The sequence below is a fragment of the Microbacterium sp. AG157 genome, assembly GCF_003385695.1.
Taxonomy (GTDB): domain Bacteria; phylum Actinomycetota; class Actinomycetes; order Actinomycetales; family Microbacteriaceae; genus Microbacterium; species Microbacterium testaceum.
The window spans coordinates 931,246-946,966 of sequence record NZ_QRDK01000001.1 but is presented as its reverse complement, the minus strand read 5'-3'; the positions used below and the strand labels follow the sequence as shown (position 1 = coordinate 946,966).

Genomic DNA, 15,721 nt, shown 5'->3' with positions numbered 1-15,721 from the left:
AGCGGACCGTCACTCGTCGACGAAATGGATGGCCAGATCACCGGGGATAATTGGCGCAGATGCTGCCGCACCGCAGCCCTGAGCCCCGCGTCCCGTAGCGATTCCACCTCATCGATCTCCCGATCATCTTCCCGCGCTCGCCGGCGGACAGCGGCCGGTGGGAACGGCGACGCCCTCGCACGTGTCCCCCAAATGGGGGACAAGGGTGATAGCTTTGACGACGGCTTCACCGTCCGGACCTGCCCCCAATGCACCCCATCCGGGCGGTGAGGTCTCGAACGAAGACGTGGGCGCGGCGCGATCCCGCGCGTGGGTCGACATCGCCGCGGGAACGCGCGTGACGCGACAGCCGTGGTGTGCGGGACGACTCCCCATCTCGGTCGTCACCTCCCGCGCCGACGACCTCGGTCCGAGCCGTCGCCCCGCGGGGCGAATCGCGCCAGTGGTTCGATGCGCCACCACACGTCTCATCGTGGTGTCCACGGGATGGGCGGGCCGCGCCACCGCCGCGGCACGCAGGGGGGGCGTGTTCCGCGGGTTCACCGTCAGGGTATTCTCGAGAGGCGGTCTGCGACCTCCTCGCCGGGACGGGACGCGACAGGCCACCCTTCGGAGAACCACCCCGCCAGGAGAACAGATGGACCGGCTCGTCTATCAAGAGCGACGCATCTCCGACACCGAAAACCGGATGCCCTCGCCCCTTCGCTTCATCGAACGAGTGATGGACGACGCCAGCGGTGCCCGTGGGCTCCCTCTTGGTCCGGCCGGCGTATGACCGATCCTCAACGCCCGACGCAGGCGACGATCGCCGAGTGGGCCGCGCGCTTCGTGGCCAGGGGCGTTCCTGCGCTCGGCGAACCGCTCGTGCTTCCCCAGGACGATGACGAGAACGGCGACGCGTTCATCGTCCTCATCCACCTGCGGCACGCGCCCGCTGCCATCTACCTCCAGCTCGACGAAAGCGGGCGGTGGGTGGCCACCCTCACCGAGCGCCCCAGCGATCTCACGGGCACGTCCCTCGACCTCATCGCCCTCGGCGCCGAAGTCGAAGCGGCGGGTCAGCTGTGCGCCTACCTGCAGGAACGGACCGACGATCTCGCGGCGCCGCCCGCCTGATCGTCGGACCGCGTCGCTGCGCTGCGGGCCTTACCGATACCGCTGATCCTGTCGCGCGCCCGGGCAGGCGGCCGCGGTGCCTCGCGCGGACGCAAACGGAGCGCGTCGACGGCAGCTCGTTACGGAGCCGTGCCGACGACCCGATAGTAGGGCTGGACCCTCCGCGTCACCCCGATGGTGCGCGAAGCCGCTGACCCGCGACGTCCACGCCCCCGTTCCGATCGGAGCTGCAGCATGACCGTCCCCGCCGCCCACGAGTACCGCACCTACCCCGTCGTGACTCTTCCGGTGTTCGACCTCCGAACGGGGGATGTGGTGGTCGGTACGGATTCCGAGGTCGTCGGGATCGATGCCGAGAGCCCGTGGACGCGCCGCATCTCCGAGCGGCATCCCTCGGGGCAGATCACCCGATTCGCCTACGACTGCGCGGACGAGCTCACGGTGTATCGAAAGCCGCCAGCCGAATCCGCCGCCGACTCGGGCGCGGAGAGCGCTCCCGGCACGAGGACCGGGCGCCCCGCCGGCATCCGCTGCCCGCACTGCGGGAACGTGAGCGCCTTCGCGGTCCAGCTCACCGTGAACGTGGTGCTCGACGGCGACCTCGACGTCATCGGCTCCCCGCAGGCCTCGTCCGATCAGTGTTCCGCCCGCCTCACCGGCCCCGGGGACGGGTTCCGCGGAGACGAGCCCGTGCAGTGCCAGCAAGACCGAGGCGGGTGCGGACACCGAGGCAGCGTCGAGCAGTTCCGCGTCCGCGCGGAGGATTCCGCCGTCGAGTAGCCGGCCACGGAGGAGTCCGCCCCGGCCTGGATACGCTCGACCGATGGACGAGGACGCGCCGCCGACAAAGAAGCCGCGGGAGATCCTCCGCCATCCGGCTTTCGCGTTCTTCTGGACCGCGACGACGCTCCGCGCGTTCGGGTCGACGATCGCCGGGGTCGCCTTCCAGGTGCTCATCGTCACGGTGATCGCGGCGACGCCGGCACAGGTCGGCATCCTGAACGCCCTCAGCGTCGTTCCGTACCTGTTCCTCGGCCTGGTCGTGGGCGCGTGGATGGACCGTGGAAGACGGCAGCGGACGCTGGTGGTCACGACGATCGGGCGGGCGCTGGTGCTCGCCGTCGTCCCCATCCTCGTGCTGACGGGCGTGCTCGATTTCTGGTCGGTGGCGGCGATCACCCTCGCGCTCGGCGTGCTCACCCTGTTCGGGGACTCCGCAGCGCAGCCGCTGCTCCCGCGGCTCGTGCCGAGATCGTCGCTCCCGGCAGCGAATGCGCGGCTCGGCCAGAGCCAGACCGTGGCTCAGACGGCGGGGCCGGCGATCGGCGGTGCCCTTCTCGCGATCGTCGGGGCGCCGATCCTGTTCGTGATCGACGCCGTCATCGCCGCGATCGCCGCGGTGCTGCAGTCGCGGATCTCGGTGTCCGAGGCGAAGGCGCCGCCGCGGGCCGCCGGCCGGCACGTGGGGCATGAGATCGCGCAGGGCATGCGCTACACCTATCGGCATCCGAGGCTGCGTCCGCTCGCGATCTCGATCCACGTGTGGTTCCTCGGCAACAGCATCGTGGCGACGGCATTCGTCGTCTTCGCGCTGCGCGAGCTCGCCCTGCCCGCGTGGGCGTACGGGGTTGCCCTGGCGCTCGGGGGAGTCGGCGGTTTCGTGGGGGCGGTGGTCGCCCCGGTCCTCGGCGTCCGGCTGGGAGCGGGCCGGGCGATCCTGCTCGGACGCGTCCTCGTCGTGCTGCCCTGGGCCGTTCTGGCCTTCGTCCCGCTCAGGCCCGACAGCGGCATCGGGGTGATCCTCGCCGTCGTCGCGGCCGCGCAGTTCGTCTACGGCCTCGCGATGGGGATCGAGGATACGAACGACATCTCTTACCGACAGTCCGTCGCGCCGGATCGCATCCAGGGTCGGATGAACTCGACCATCCGCACCGTGAACCGCAGTGTCTTCTTCGTCGGCGCATTGCTGGCGGGCGTGCTCATGACCTCGCTCGGCCTTCCGGTGACGCTCGGGATCGGTGCGGGGCTGTTCGTCCTCGCCGCGCTGGTCATCGCCCTCTCACCGCTGCGCAGAGCGCGCCACGATAGCTCTTCGCGCAGCTGAGAACCGCGCACGCGCGCTCGGGCGGATCACACCCGCGGCTGCTGCTGCGTGATGCAGTGGATGCCGCCCCCGCGGTCGAAGATGGGGCGCGAGTCGACCGTGATCACGCGACGACCCGGGTAGGCCTGGGCGATGATCTCGCGCGCCCGCGCGTCGGCTGCGTCGTCGCCGAAGCCGCACAACACGACCCCGTCGTTGGTGACGAGGTGGTTGATGTAACTCCAGTCGAGCCACCCCTCGTCATCACGCAGAGCGGAAGGAGCGGGGATGCCGGTGATGGCGACGCTGCGGCCCCGCTCGGCGAACGCGGTCTCGAGCTCGCTCCGTACGAGGCGCGACACCTCGAAGTCGGGGTGGGAGGCGTCCGTCTGCTCGTGGATGAGGACGTGCTCGGGCGAGGCGAAGGTGGCGACGATGTCGACGTGCCCGTTGGTGCCGAGGTCGTCGTAATCGCGGGTCAGGCCGCGCGAGAGCCAGATGGCATCCGTCGCTCCGATCGTTCGGGCCATTTCGGCCTCGACGCGGGTGCGGTCGGCGAAGGGGTTGCGACGGGGGTCGAGCTGCACGGTCTCGGTGAGAAGGACCGTGCCGGTGCCGTCGACGTGGAGCCCGCCGCCCTCGGCGACGAGGAGAGAGTCGACGCGCTCGGCTCCCGCGTGCTCGGCGACGACGCGGGCGATACCGGCGGACTTCTGCCATTCGGCCCAGTCGGGTGCGCCCCATCCGTTGAAGATCCAATCGACGGCGCCGAGGACGCCCGGGCGGTCGGGGTCGACGACGAAGGTGGGCCCCACGTCGCGCATCCAGAACTCGTCGAGCGGGGCTTCGACGATCTCGATGTCGGCGGAGAGCATGCGTCGGGCCCGAGCCATCTCGGTGGGGTCGACGACCATCGTCACCGGCTCGAACTGTTGCACGGCGTGCGCGACGTCGGTCCAGGCCCGGTAACCCTGCTCGCGGAATTCCGCGCCCACTCCGAGGGTGATGCCTTCGCGGGGGAACGCCATCCAGGTGCGCTCGTGCGGGGCGGATTCTGCGGGCATGCGCCACATGGCGTGCTCCTTCCGGGGTCGGGTGGGTCAGTAACCGGTGGTGAGGACGCGATCGAGGGCATCGACGAAGACGTCGACCGAGGCGCGCGTGACGACAAGGGGCGGTTTGATCTTCAGCACGTTCTGGTGATCGCCGGTGGGTTGCATGATCACGCCGAGTTCGAGCAAGCGATCGCAGATCGCCGCGGTCTCGGTGGTCGCGGGTTCGAGCGTCTCGCGGTCGCGCACGAACTCGACGCCCAGATACAGTCCCGAGCCGTGCACGGTGCCCATGAGGTCGTGCTTCTTCCCGAGCTCTTCGAGGCGTCGCTTGAGGTGTGCGCCGACGACCCGCGCGTTCTCTTGCAGACCCTCCTGCTCGATCACGTCGAGCACGGCCATGCCGATCACCGACGACACGGGCGAGCCGCCGGTGGACGAGAAGAAGTACCCGCCGGTGCGATAGCGGTCGGCGATCTCGCGCCGCGTGACCACTGCGCCGAGCGGGTGGCCGCCGCCGATGGACTTCGCCACCGCGACGATGTCGGGCACGGCTCCCTGCTGCTGGAAGCCCCAGAACCATTCACCGAGGCGGCCGTAGCCGACCTGCACCTCGTCGGCGATCGCGAGACCCCCGTGGCGGCGGATCGCGGCGTAGACCGCGCCGAGGTATCCCTCGGGCAGGGCCACCCCGCCGGCGTTGCCGAAGTAGGTCTCGGCGATCATGCCCGCCGGAGGGCGACCGGATGCCGCGAGCTCGTCGATGACCGCGACGGCTTCGGGCGCGTACTTCTCGGCATCCGCCCCCCGGTGCTTCCCCCGGTAGGAGTTCGCCGCGTCGACGGTGTGCACCCAGTCGGGCCGCGTGCTCAGCGCATAAGGGTTGTCGGCGATCGAGGTCGATACGGCATCGCTGGCGTAGGTCCAGCCGTGGTACGCCTCGCGCATCGCGACGATGTCGGGGCGGCCGGTCGCCGCCATCGCGAGGCGGATCGCGAGATCGGTCGCCTCGGATCCGGAGTTGACGAAGAACACGGTGTCGAAGCCCTCGGGCAGGGTCGCGGCGATCCGATCGGCGTAGTCGGTGATCGCTCGGTAATGGAACCGCGAGTTCGTGTTCAGCAGGTGCATCTGCCGGGAGCCCGCCTCGACCACGCGCGGATGGGCGTGGCCGACCGAGGCGACGTTGTTGACCATGTCGAGGTAGACGCGACCGTTCACGTCGATCAGGTGTTCGCGCCACCCGCGCTCGATGCGCGGGGGAGCGGCGTAGTAGTGCTCCTGCACCTCGGCGAGCACCTCGTGGCGGCGTGCGAGCACGTCGTCGTCGACGGGAGTTTCGGCGGGGACGCCGATCGCGGCCCCGGGATCGCCGGCCACCTCGCGCCACGCGGCCGCGAGGGCGGGGGTGGTGCGCGCGGGCGGGATCGCTCCGTCGATCGCGCGGCGCAAGACCAACCGGGTGCGAGCGGGCAGGACCCCGGATGCCGCCGCGGCAGCGCCCGTGATCGTCACGGTCTCGTCGGCCGAGGTCCAGACCAGATCCTCCCCCTCGCGGCGGATGTCGCCGGGGGCGAGCGGGGTCGGCTCGGCGAGCCACACGGTCACCCCGGTCGGCAGCGACGCCGCGGTCGAGGGGAAGGGGGCGCTCGTCCCGGTGAGCTGGGCAGTCCAGGCCGGAAGCGTCACCATCGCCGCTCCCGCATCGAGAGCGTCGAGCGCGGCGTTGTCGAGCGTTCCCGCGTCGAGCCAGGCGCCGCCGTCGTTCAGGGGCGACTCGGTCGTCGCGTCGAGCTCGACGAACGGGACCTCGGGCAGCAGAGGGGCGGCACCCCACGCGCGGGGGTTCGCCGCCGGGCGGCCGAGAGCGGCCCGCGTCGCGGCGGTGATCACGGGCAGTGGCACGGATGCCGCCTGCTCGAGGATGCGGAACTCGCGGTCGAGCGCGACGCTGGCGTACGCGTTCTCGTCGTCGAGGCGCACCTGCGCCCGGCCGCTGAGCACGAGGACCGCCCCGCGGAGGACGACCAGCGGCCAGAGAGCCGTGATCTCGTCATCGGTGAGGTCGCGCACCCGGTCGAAGGCGCGGATGGCGGGCAGGGCGCTCTCGGGCGTCGCGTCGTCGTGATGCAGGATCGACGAGACGGTCACGGCGATCTCGCCCACACGCCACGACACGCACACGTCTCCGAAGTCGATGACCGCGTCGGGCACCGTCTCGCCGGGGGCGCGCAGCACGTTGTCGTCGGTGACGTCGAAGTGTCCGGCCTGGACGGGGAGGGCGTCCCGCACGGTGGCGAGGGCGGCGCGGGCCGCGTCGGCGGCACGCTGGACGATGTCTCGCACCTCGGCATCCGGTTCGAGGGGGAGGAGGGTGTCGATGACGCGCCCGGCGTGGCGGAGATCCCATTGCAGCACCCGGCCGCTCGCGGGGTGGGTGAAATCGGCGAGCGAGAGGCTCACGGCCCCCGAGAGGGCGCCCATCCGCTCGACGACCGCGGGGGAGAGGTAGCCCGAGCCCATGAGCGTGCGTCCGTCGATGTTCTCGATCACCCGCGCGTGGATGCGCCCCTGGCTCGACTCCCACCACGTCGACATCGCACCGTGCGGTCCCTCGACGATGCGGGGGATGCGCAGGTGAGGGGTGCGCTCGGCCACGAGGGCCGCCGCGGCGTCCTGCATCTCGATCTCGGCCTCGCTGAACACGGGATTGCTGAGCTTGAGCACTCCCAGGGGCTCGGAGGAGCCGCGACGGAACACGCGGAAGTTCTGATCCTGCTGACTGCCGAGTCCGCGCACGTCGATGTCGACGCCGAACGTATCGGCGAACAGCCGCCGCACCTCGTCGTCGGAAAGCGTCGGGGTGGGCAGGTCGACCTGGCTGAAGTAGTCGAAGACGGGGGTCGGAGCGGTCTCGGTCACGGTGGTTTCCTCGGGTGATTCGGGTGTCACAGGGGAGAGTCGGATACCGTGGCGACGGCGCCGGCGACGGCCCCACCGGCATCGCGCACGACGACGACGACCAAGGGGCCGTAGGGGGCGACCCATTCGCTCACGGGCTCGCCGGACGGCTCGGGGGAGACCTCGGCGCTCACCCGGCCGTTCTCGAGTCGCGCGGGAACGCGCGCGCCGTCCACGAAGAGGGCGTGATCGACCGCGATGCCTCCGCTGACGGTGGCTGAGACGGTGACGCGCTCGCCGTCGTGTACGACCTCGTCGACGGTGACCGACAGGGAGCCCTCGGCCGCGGGGCGGGGCTCGGCGAACACCGCCTCATCCGGCAGGGCGGGGGTGCGCGGGGGCGTTGTGCGGCGCTCGCCGAGCGCGGTGATCGCCTGGGCCAGCTGCACGAGGCGGGCGTCGCTGTAGGCGGGACCGGCGAGGGTCAGGCCCACCGGCATCCGGGTGTCGGCCATGGTGCCCATCGGAACCGTGACGGTGGGGATGCCGAGGTGACGCGGCACGAGGTTGCCGTTCGAGACCCAGACGCCGTTGCGCCAGGCGAGGTCCGCCGAGGCGGGATTCACGTCGGCGTCGGCGGGGCCGACGTCGGACTGCGTGGGGAAGATGACGGCATCGAAGCCCTCGGCATCCATCCACTCCTCGACGTCGACGCGGCGCGTGTGCTCGAGCCCGCGGAGGCCGTTCTCGAGGCTTGCCACGTCGCGCCAGTCGGGCTCCCATTCCTGCGCGCGCGCGACGTAGTCGCCGATGTCGTACGCGATGTCGTAGTGCCAGACGCCGTAGCGGTCGGGAAGGGCTCCGGGCGGGTGGGGGAAGATCAGGGCCGCTTCGGCATCGGCGAGACGGGGCAGCTTCGCGTCGCCGTTGGTGCGGAGGAACGTGTCCATCGCCCAGACCGCCAGATCGCCGACCTCGTCGTCGAGGAAAGCGCGCGTGACGAATCCGCGGTCGACGAAGTCCTCGTCGCCTTCGTGCAGTTTCTCGTAACGGTCGACCGCGGGGAAGTCCGTCTCGACGACCTCGGCGCCGGCGGCCTCGAGGTCGGCGCGCAGGTCGTTCCACAAGGCCATCACGCTGTCGCGCGTGACGATGGGCGAGGCGTTGTCGGGGTCGCCGTTGACGTAGATGCGCGGCACGGCGAGACGCAGACCCTCGAGCGGCAGCGGCTCGAGCGCGGCGAACGACTCGGGGCGCACCTGTGACGGGAGCGGGAGGTCGATGAACGGCTGCGTGCGCCAGAGGTCGCCCTCGGTCTCGGCGTCGTCGGCGACCACCGCGTCGAGGACGTGCTGCAGGTCGCCGACCGACCTCGTATGCGGCACCACGACGTCCATCGTCGGCACGAGGGGCCAGTTGCCGCGCACCGAGATCACGCCGCGCGAGGGCGTGTATGCCACGAGGGCGTTGTGCGAGGCGGGAGCCCGGCCCGACGACCACGTCTCTTCGCCGAGCCCGAACGCGCAGAAGCTGGCCGCGGTGGCGGTGCCCGATCCGTTGGAGGAGCCGGAACCGAAGGCGGATGCCAGGTAGTCGCCGTTGTAGGGCGATTCGGCGCGGCCGTAGACGCCGCGCTGCATGCCACCGGCGGCCATGGGCGGCATGTTCGTGAGCCCCAGGAACACGGCGCCGGCTTCGCGCAGGCGCTCGATGGCGAAGGCGTCGTCGCCGGCGATCAGGTCGCGGAAGGCGGGGGACCCGGAAGCCACGGGCAGGCCCTCGACGCGGTAGCTGTCCTTCGCGGTGAAGGGGATGCCGTCGAGGGGCCCGAGCGTGCGACCCCGCGCGCGGCGCAGGTCGGAGGCGCGTGCGGCGGTGAACGCGCGGGGGTCGAGCACGGGCACGCTGTTGAGGCGGATGCCGGAGCGGTCGTAGGCCGCGATGCGATTGAGGTAGCGGGCCACGAGCTCGACGCTGGTGAGGTCGCCGGCGTCGAGTGCTGCGCGCAGGCTGTCGATGTCGGCGTCGACGACGGTGAGGGCCTCGGTGGTCATGGCGGTAAACATACACCGTTTGTTTTACGTGTGCGAGAGTGGACTCGGAGCCCGCGCCCGTAGGCTCCCGTCGACCGGGGAGGCCGCCATCGCCAGACCGCACACGCCGCTCCTGAGCCGCGATCTGATCGCGCGAACCGCCCTCGCCCTGGTCGACCGCCACGGACCCGACGGGGCGAGCATCCGCCGCGTCGCCGCACGCCTCGGGGTCAACCCCGCGTCTTTGTACAACCATGTCCCCAACCGCGCGGCCATGGTCGAGGACGTCCGCGCCCTCGTGTCGGCGCCCATCGACTCGCAGCCGCTGCGGGAGCTGCCCTGGGAAGACGCGCTCCGCGCCTGGGGACGCTCGTACCGTCGCGCCTTCGCCCGGCATGCCCGTGTCGTTCCGCTGCTGATGACGGAGCGCGCGTCGGCCCCCGTCCTCCTCGCGCAGTACGAGGACTTCGCGGCGGCCGCCGAGGCCGCCGGGTGGACGCTGCGCGATGTCATCCCGCTGCTGACCGCCTTCGAGTCCTTCATCCTCGGCAGCGTCCTCGACATGTCGGGGCCCGCCGTGGTGTTCGACCCCACGGGCCAGGAGGAGGCGTTCCCGCGCTTCTCGGCGGCTTTCGACACCCTCGCCGACGAAGACCCGGAGGACCCCGTGGCCACCCGCGCCTTCGAGCTCGGGCTCGACATGCTGATCGCCTCCGCACGGCCCCGCTGACGCCGAACCCGCATTCGGGCGCAGGGCAAGTCCTGGCTCGAGGAAATCCCGACCTGGGACGATTCCGGGATGGATGCCACCACGGACGAGCCCGCGATCCTCCCTGACCGGCCGAGGTCCGACGCGCGCCGTCCGGTCGCCCTGGTCGTGGGCGTCGTCGCGACCGTGCTCTTCGTGGCGCTGCGACTGGCCGTCGATCTCGACGGGGGAGCGCCGCTGGCGTTCGACCAGTGGTGGGACGACGCGATGGCCACGCTCGCCGACCCAATCGCGGTCATCGTCGCGTGGATTCCCGCCATCGTGGGCGGCACGATCGGAATGATCGTCATCGGCATCACGACCGCCGTCGTCTTCATCCTGGTCAAGCGCCCGTGGGATGCGCTGAACGTCGCGGCATCCATCGCCCTGGTCGTGCTCATCGGCGCGCCCCTCGCCGCGGTCATCGCACGAGCCCGACCGATGGATTCGCTGGCCGAGACTCAGGCGACCTCGTTCCCCTCGGGCCACACCGCCGTCGCGACGACGATCGCGGTGACACTCGCGCTGATCCTCCGCCGCGGGTGGATCTGGGCGGCAGGCGCCGTCTGGGTGCTGCTGATGATGTGGAGCCGCACCTACCTGCACGCGCACTGGCTCAGCGACGTGACAGCGGGTTTTCTCGAGGGAGTGGCGGTGGCCACCCTCGTGTGGGCGCTGGTGGAGGTGTGGCGTGTGCGCCGCGCGCAACGCCTGGTGGCGGCGTCCGGCTGAGCGCTAGGGTTCCCGGATGACCAGCGCCTCCGCCGCCGCCGACAAAGCCCAGGATTCGACCGCCTTCCGCGTCGCCGCACGCGTCGGCTACGTGGTCCTCGGGCTTCTGCACCTGTTGATCGGGGTGATCGCGGTGTCTCTTGCGACCGGCAGCGGCGGCGACAGCGCCGATCAGAGCGGAGCGCTGCAACAGGTGGCCGAGGCTCCGGCGGGCAAGGTACTGCTCTGGGTCGTCGTCGTCGGGCTCGTCGCGCTTGCCGTCTGGCAGGTCGCGGATGCCGTCGCCGAGCGCGACCCCGACGAGAAGACGCGCTGGGCGCACCGCGCGAAATACGTGGGAACGGCCGTCGCGTACGGGGCGATCGCCGTCACCGGCTTCACGATCGTCTCGGGCGGACACTCGGACTCCTCGCAGTCGTCGCGCACTCTCAGCGCGCAGCTTCTCGCCATGCCCGGGGGCATCGTGCTCCTGGTCGTCGTCGGTCTGGCGGTGGCGGTGATCGGCGTCGCCTTCGTCGTGCGCGGTGTCACGAAGGCCTTCATGAAGAACCTGTCGAGCCCGGGCGGGACGGCGGGGCGTGGCATCCGGACCTTCGGGATGATCGGTTACGTCGCCAAGGGGATCGCGGTGGGCGTCGCCGGGATCCTCTTCATCGTCGCGGCCTTCTCGCACGATCCGAACGCGGCCGGCGGTATCGACTCGGCGCTGCGCTCGCTCGCGAGCCTGCCGTTCGGGCAGGTCGTCCTGTGGCTCGTGGGCGCGGGGCTCGTCGTGTACGGGCTCTTCTGCTTCGCCCGGGCCCGGTACGCCCGCATGTGAGCGCGCTGATCAGGGGGTGACGACGGTCACGCCGGCTTCGGCGAGGGCGGCGGACAGCTCGGGTGACGGCTCGGCGTCGGTGATGAGGTAGTCGGCCTTCTCGAGGGGGCCCACCTGGGCGAACAAGCGTCGGTCGAGCTTCGAGGAGTCGGCCAGGATCGCGGTGCGATCCGCGCGCTGGATCATCTCGCTCATCATGGTCGCGTCGCCGAGGTTGCTGGTCGAGAAGCCGGAGCCGTCGACCGCGCCGACCGCGATGAGGGCGTAGTCGCAGCGGATGTCGACCTCGGGGGTGTGCGAGTTCATCGCCAGGGTCACCGGGCCGGTCGTGGCCTGGGTGATGGTGCGGACCGCGCCGCCGAAGATGTACAGATCGCGGAAGACGCTGGGAGAGATCTCGGCGGGGATGCGCAGGTTGTTCGTCGCGATCGTGAGGTTCCGGTGATTGCGCAGGGCTCGGGCGACCGCCAGCGTCGTGGTGCCGGCGTTGAGCATGAGCACGGATCCGTCTTCGATGAGCTCGACCGCGAGCGCTGCGATGCGCTCTTTCTCGGAGATCTGCATCTGCAGGCGCACGTCGAGGCCGCGGTCGCGGCCGGGGACCGACATCGCGCTCACGGCACCGCCGTGGGTGCGCACGACGATCCCTTCGCGATCCAACTGATCGAGGTCGCGGCGGACCGTGTCGATCGAGACGCCGAAATGCGAGGCGAGGTCGACGACGGTCACCTGGCCCGACTCGGCGACGTAGGCGGCGAGCTCGGCCTTGCGGCCCGCCGGGAGGCGTCGCTTGACCGTGGCGGGGGATGCGTCCATGCCGTCATCTCTAGCACAGCGCCGCACACCGTTCCGCAGAATCTGTGCAAAAACGGCAGAGAACAGCATGAATGCCGTCCTCTATGCAGCGATTCCCGCCGAATCGTGCGGCATTTATCACGAATCTGCATCGACGCCTTGCGAACCCCGGCAGATGAGCGCATACTCATGCTGAAAGACGCAAGAAAGCGCAGAACAGCGCGAAATGCGGCAGATCTCAACGAGGAGAAACGATGGACAACAGCGGGCGCCGGCGTCGGAACGCCATCAAGCTCGTCGGTGTCGCAGCAGCGGCCACGACCCTCCTGGCGATGGCGGGGTGCTCGTCGAACAGCTCGGGCACGTCCTCCGACGGGAACGTCACGATCGAGTTCGCCCAATGGTGGGAGCCCGAACTCGGCGACGGACAGTTCCGCGGGCTCATGGACGAGTTCGAGAAGGAGAATCCCGGCATCACGGTCGATCTGGTGAGCGGCCCCTACGCCTCCACCAAGGAGCAGCTCTTCGCCGGGGCGGCCTCCGGCACCATGCCCGACGTCGTCGGTCTGGACGGAGCGTGGGTCAGCGACTTCGCCAAGCAGGGCGTGATCGCCGACCTGTCGAAGCTGATGAGCGACTCCGGCTACGACGACAGCCAGCTCGCCAGCCAGATCAAGGTCGACGGCAGCACCTACATGATCCCCGTGGTCAATTTCGTCTACCCCATGTTCACCAACGACGGGCTCCTCTCGCAGGCCGGGGTCAGCTCTCCGCCCTCGACCCGCACGGAGTTCGCCGATGCGGCCAAGAAGATCACGGCGCTCGGCGGAGACGTGTCGGGTTGGGTGCTCCCGCTCTCGCTCGAGGCTCCCAACGGCGTGCAGAACGACGTCATGTCGTGGGTGTGGGCCTCGGGCGGTTCGATGCTGAAGGACGGCCAGCCCGATCTGACCAACACGGACGTCGCCTCGGCCACCGACTACATCCAGCAGCTCTGGAAGGACGGCGTGATCGCCCCCGGCTCCTTCACCATGAAGGAGCAGGACAAGGTCGAGGAGTTCACCAACGGACGCGTCGGCATGATGATCGACTCGCTCGCGCACATCAACCTGATCCGCCAGTCGAACCCCGACCTGAAATTCTCGATCTCGGCGATCCCCGCGAAGGACGGGTTCACCGGTGAGCGCGGCATCCCCTACGCCTCGTGGGGCATCGGTGTGGCCGAGAACTCTCAGCACAAGGACGCGGCCTTCAAACTCGTGCAGTTCCTCATGGGCAAAGACGTCAACAGCGAGCTGTCGACGATGGCGAAGGCGTTCCCCGGCAACACCGAGAGCGTGCCGACATTCGTCGCGGACGACGAGCTGTTCAAGACGGCGTTCGACATCTACAAGAAGGGCTACCCGGCGAACGAGTTCACGGGTCTCCCCGTCGCCGAGGAGCTCATGCGCCAGTTCGGCACCCAGTTCCAGTCGGCCCTCGACGGCCAGCAGTCGATGAGCGACGCGCTCACGAAGACGCAGGACGAATGGACGTCGGAGTTCTGATCCGACCCCGCACCGGGATGCCGCACCGCCACCGCTCGCGGTGCGGCATCCCGCTCAGCGAAAGCCGCACATCATGACCATGCGCACTCTCACACCCCCCGATACCGAGGTGATCGTCACCGGACGACCCGCCTCCCGCCGCACCCGGCAGCTGCGCAAGGCCGGCGAGGCCTACGCGTTCCTGTCTCCGACGCTGATCCTGCTCTTCGTCCTGATGATCGTCCCGATCGTCATGGTGATCGGGTACTCGTTCCAGGACAACGTCATCCTCAACAAGAGCCCCGAGGTCGTGGGCCTCGACAACTACGTCGCGATCCTCACCGATTCGGGCTTCTGGAAGGCGACGGGCAACACCCTCTTCTTCACCCTCACGAGCGTCGCCGCGCACCTCGTGCTCGGACTCTCATTCGCCCTCCTGCTCAACAGCCGGCTCATCGGCGCGGTCCCTCGGGCCATCTTCCGCGGGCTCTACGTGCTCCCGTGGCTGTTCACGGTCGCCGTCATCGCCGTGCTGTGGCGCATGCTGCTCGCCCCGAACGGCATCGTCAACTTCCTCCTCAACACGAACATCGAGTGGCTCGCCTCGCCGCAACTGGCGCTGGGCACGGTCACCTTCATCAATATCTGGGCCGGTTACCCGTTCTTTATGGTGAGCCTGCTCGCCGGTCTCCAGGGGATCCCGAGCGACCTCTACGAGGCCGCGACCGTCGACGGTGCCAGCCCCGTGCAGCGCTTCTGGAACGTCACCGTCCCTCAGCTGCGTCCCATCATCGTGAGCCTGCTGCTGCTCGACCTCATCTGGACCTCGCAGCAGTTCGCCCTCATCTGGCTGACCACGGGCGGCGGTCCCATCGACGTCACCGAGATGCTCAGCACCTTCACCTACAAGCTCGCATTCGCGAAGTACGACTTCTCGATGGCCTCCACCTCGGCGGTGCTGGTCCTGGCGATGTCGATGATCATCGCGGTGCTCTACGTCCGCCACCAGAAGGCGAGGGACTGACCATGGCCTCGACCACGACCGCGCGCCCGCGCGCCACCAGCGCGATCGCGCGCCGCCGGCTCGCCAAGACCGGCGTACTCATCGGCCTGTTGATCGGCGCGGTCTTCGCCGCCGGTCCCGTGCTGTGGATGCTCTCGAGTTCGTTCAAGTCGAACACGCAGATCTTCGAGCTCCCCCCGCGCCTCATCACCGACACCTTCTCGTTCGACGCGTACATCTCGATCTTCACCAATCCCGAGACGGTGCGCTTCTTCATCAACAGCTATGTCGTGGCGGGGGCCGTGACGATCCTGACGCTGCTCGTCGCGATCCAGGCGGCGTACGCCTTCAGCCGATTCGAGTTCCGCGGCAAGCGCGTCGTCAACGTCATCATCGTCAGCGTCCAGGCGGTCCCGCCGATCACGCTGCTGATCCCGTACTTCGGTCTGATGGTGGGGCTCGGCCTCTACAACACCTATCCGGGCCTCATCTTCACGTACATGGTGTTCACGCTGCCCTACGCGATCATCATGATGACCGGGTACTTCAACACCCTGCCGAAGGAACTCGACGAGGCCGTCCGGGTCGACGGCGCCGGCTCCTTCACCGCCCTGTGGCGGGTGCTCGTGCCCATCTCCATCCCCGGGATCGTCTCGGTGGGCATCTATACGTTCATGATCGCGTGGAACGAGTTCCTCTTCGCCCTCACCCTCACGCGCACCATCGACATGCGCACCGTGCCGATCGGCATCCAGCTGCTCATGGGCCAGCACTCCTACGAGTGGAACCAGATCATGGCGATGAGCATCCTCGGCTCGATCCCGGTGCTGCTGCTCTTCCTCTTCTTCCAACGCTTCTTCATCAGCGGCCTCACGGCCGGCTCGGTGAAGAGCTGACTCCCGCACACCCAAC

At 69.5% G+C, this 15,721-nt stretch carries 12 protein-coding genes and 1 pseudogene; 9 read left to right on the top strand and 4 right to left on the bottom strand.

The window, feature by feature from the left end; genetic code table 11:
* Positions 1–771: 771 nt before the first annotated feature.
* The 3 genes from DEU35_RS04550 (at position 772) to DEU35_RS04540 (ending at position 3,220) form a co-directional block, all read left to right on the top strand.
* Positions 772–1,116, top strand: a complete 345-nt coding sequence (locus DEU35_RS04550; protein WP_116238714.1) for a hypothetical protein — start codon at positions 772–774, stop codon at positions 1,114–1,116.
* Positions 1,117–1,350: 234 nt separating this feature from the next.
* Complete coding sequence (locus DEU35_RS04545; protein WP_116238713.1) at positions 1,351–1,896, top strand: hypothetical protein; 546 nt, start codon at positions 1,351–1,353, stop codon at positions 1,894–1,896.
* Between the two features lie 43 nt (positions 1,897–1,939).
* Positions 1,940–3,220: an MFS transporter gene (locus tag DEU35_RS04540; RefSeq protein ID WP_116238712.1), complete on the top strand. Its 1,281-nt coding sequence runs from the start codon at positions 1,940–1,942 to the stop codon at positions 3,218–3,220.
* A gap of 26 nt (positions 3,221–3,246) precedes the next feature.
* On the opposite strand, the gene DEU35_RS04535 is transcribed toward DEU35_RS04540, so the two are convergent.
* From DEU35_RS04535 to DEU35_RS04525, 3 genes and pseudogenes are all read right to left on the bottom strand, one after another.
* Positions 3,247–4,272, bottom strand: coding sequence for an agmatine/peptidylarginine deiminase (locus DEU35_RS04535; RefSeq protein WP_246078053.1), 1,026 nt, complete (start codon positions 4,270–4,272; stop codon positions 3,247–3,249).
* Between the two features lie 27 nt (positions 4,273–4,299).
* Complete coding sequence (locus tag DEU35_RS04530) at positions 4,300–7,173, bottom strand: aminotransferase (RefSeq protein ID WP_258873321.1); 2,874 nt, start codon at positions 7,171–7,173, stop codon at positions 4,300–4,302.
* 359 nt (positions 7,174–7,532) lie between these two features.
* Positions 7,533–9,206 (bottom strand): annotated as a pseudogene (locus DEU35_RS04525) (amidase); the annotation flags it as partial.
* A 28-nt stretch (positions 9,207–9,234) separates the two neighbouring features.
* Here DEU35_RS04525 and DEU35_RS04520 point away from each other — a divergent pair.
* From DEU35_RS04520 to DEU35_RS04510, 3 genes are all read left to right on the top strand, one after another.
* Positions 9,235–9,915 (top strand): TetR/AcrR family transcriptional regulator, encoded by a 681-nt coding sequence (locus tag DEU35_RS04520; RefSeq protein WP_170210643.1) that lies wholly within the window; start codon positions 9,235–9,237, stop codon positions 9,913–9,915.
* A gap of 69 nt (positions 9,916–9,984) precedes the next feature.
* Positions 9,985–10,665, top strand: coding sequence for a phosphatase PAP2 family protein (locus DEU35_RS04515; RefSeq protein ID WP_116238709.1), 681 nt, complete (start codon positions 9,985–9,987; stop codon positions 10,663–10,665).
* A 16-nt stretch (positions 10,666–10,681) separates the two neighbouring features.
* Positions 10,682–11,485 carry a DUF1206 domain-containing protein gene (locus tag DEU35_RS04510; protein WP_116238708.1) on the top strand — a complete coding sequence of 268 codons (804 nt, stop codon included), beginning with the start codon at positions 10,682–10,684 and terminating at the stop codon, positions 11,483–11,485.
* Positions 11,486–11,494: 9 nt separating this feature from the next.
* Here DEU35_RS04510 and DEU35_RS04505 read toward each other — a convergent pair whose 3' ends face one another.
* Entirely contained in the window at positions 11,495–12,301 is an 807-nt protein-coding gene (locus DEU35_RS04505; RefSeq protein ID WP_103206840.1) for a DeoR/GlpR family DNA-binding transcription regulator, read from the bottom strand.
* A gap of 233 nt (positions 12,302–12,534) precedes the next feature.
* Here DEU35_RS04505 and DEU35_RS04500 point away from each other — a divergent pair, with 233 nt between their 5' ends.
* The 3 genes from DEU35_RS04500 to DEU35_RS04490 all read left to right on the top strand — a co-directional run bounded on the left by DEU35_RS04500 (position 12,535) and on the right by DEU35_RS04490 (position 15,705).
* A complete protein-coding gene (locus DEU35_RS04500; RefSeq protein WP_103206839.1) occupies positions 12,535–13,827 on the top strand; it encodes a sugar ABC transporter substrate-binding protein in 1,293 nt (430 codons plus the stop codon).
* Between the two features lie 73 nt (positions 13,828–13,900).
* Positions 13,901–14,830 carry a carbohydrate ABC transporter permease gene (locus DEU35_RS04495; RefSeq protein ID WP_103206838.1) on the top strand — a complete coding sequence of 310 codons (930 nt, stop codon included), beginning with the start codon at positions 13,901–13,903 and terminating at the stop codon, positions 14,828–14,830.
* A gap of 2 nt (positions 14,831–14,832) precedes the next feature.
* Positions 14,833–15,705, top strand: coding sequence for a carbohydrate ABC transporter permease (locus tag DEU35_RS04490; RefSeq protein WP_116238707.1), 873 nt, complete (start codon positions 14,833–14,835; stop codon positions 15,703–15,705).
* Positions 15,706–15,721 lie beyond the last annotated feature (16 nt).

Coding starts and splice junctions, on each gene's coding strand:
- DEU35_RS04510 (WP_116238708.1), top strand. CDS start 10,682: ATGACCAGCGCCTCCGCCGCCGCCGACAAAGCCCAGGATTCGACCGCC.
- DEU35_RS04550 (WP_116238714.1), top strand. CDS start 772: ATGACCGATCCTCAACGCCCGACGCAGGCGACGATCGCCGAGTGGGCC.
- DEU35_RS04545 (WP_116238713.1), top strand. CDS start 1,351: ATGACCGTCCCCGCCGCCCACGAGTACCGCACCTACCCCGTCGTGACT.
- DEU35_RS04535 (WP_246078053.1), bottom strand. CDS start 4,272: ATGTGGCGCATGCCCGCAGAATCCGCCCCGCACGAGCGCACCTGGATG.
- DEU35_RS04515 (WP_116238709.1), top strand. CDS start 9,985: ATGGATGCCACCACGGACGAGCCCGCGATCCTCCCTGACCGGCCGAGG.
- DEU35_RS04540 (WP_116238712.1), top strand. CDS start 1,940: ATGGACGAGGACGCGCCGCCGACAAAGAAGCCGCGGGAGATCCTCCGC.
- DEU35_RS04505 (WP_103206840.1), bottom strand. CDS start 12,301: ATGGACGCATCCCCCGCCACGGTCAAGCGACGCCTCCCGGCGGGCCGC.
- DEU35_RS04490 (WP_116238707.1), top strand. CDS start 14,833: ATGGCCTCGACCACGACCGCGCGCCCGCGCGCCACCAGCGCGATCGCG.
- DEU35_RS04495 (WP_103206838.1), top strand. CDS start 13,901: ATGACCATGCGCACTCTCACACCCCCCGATACCGAGGTGATCGTCACC.
- DEU35_RS04500 (WP_103206839.1), top strand. CDS start 12,535: ATGGACAACAGCGGGCGCCGGCGTCGGAACGCCATCAAGCTCGTCGGT.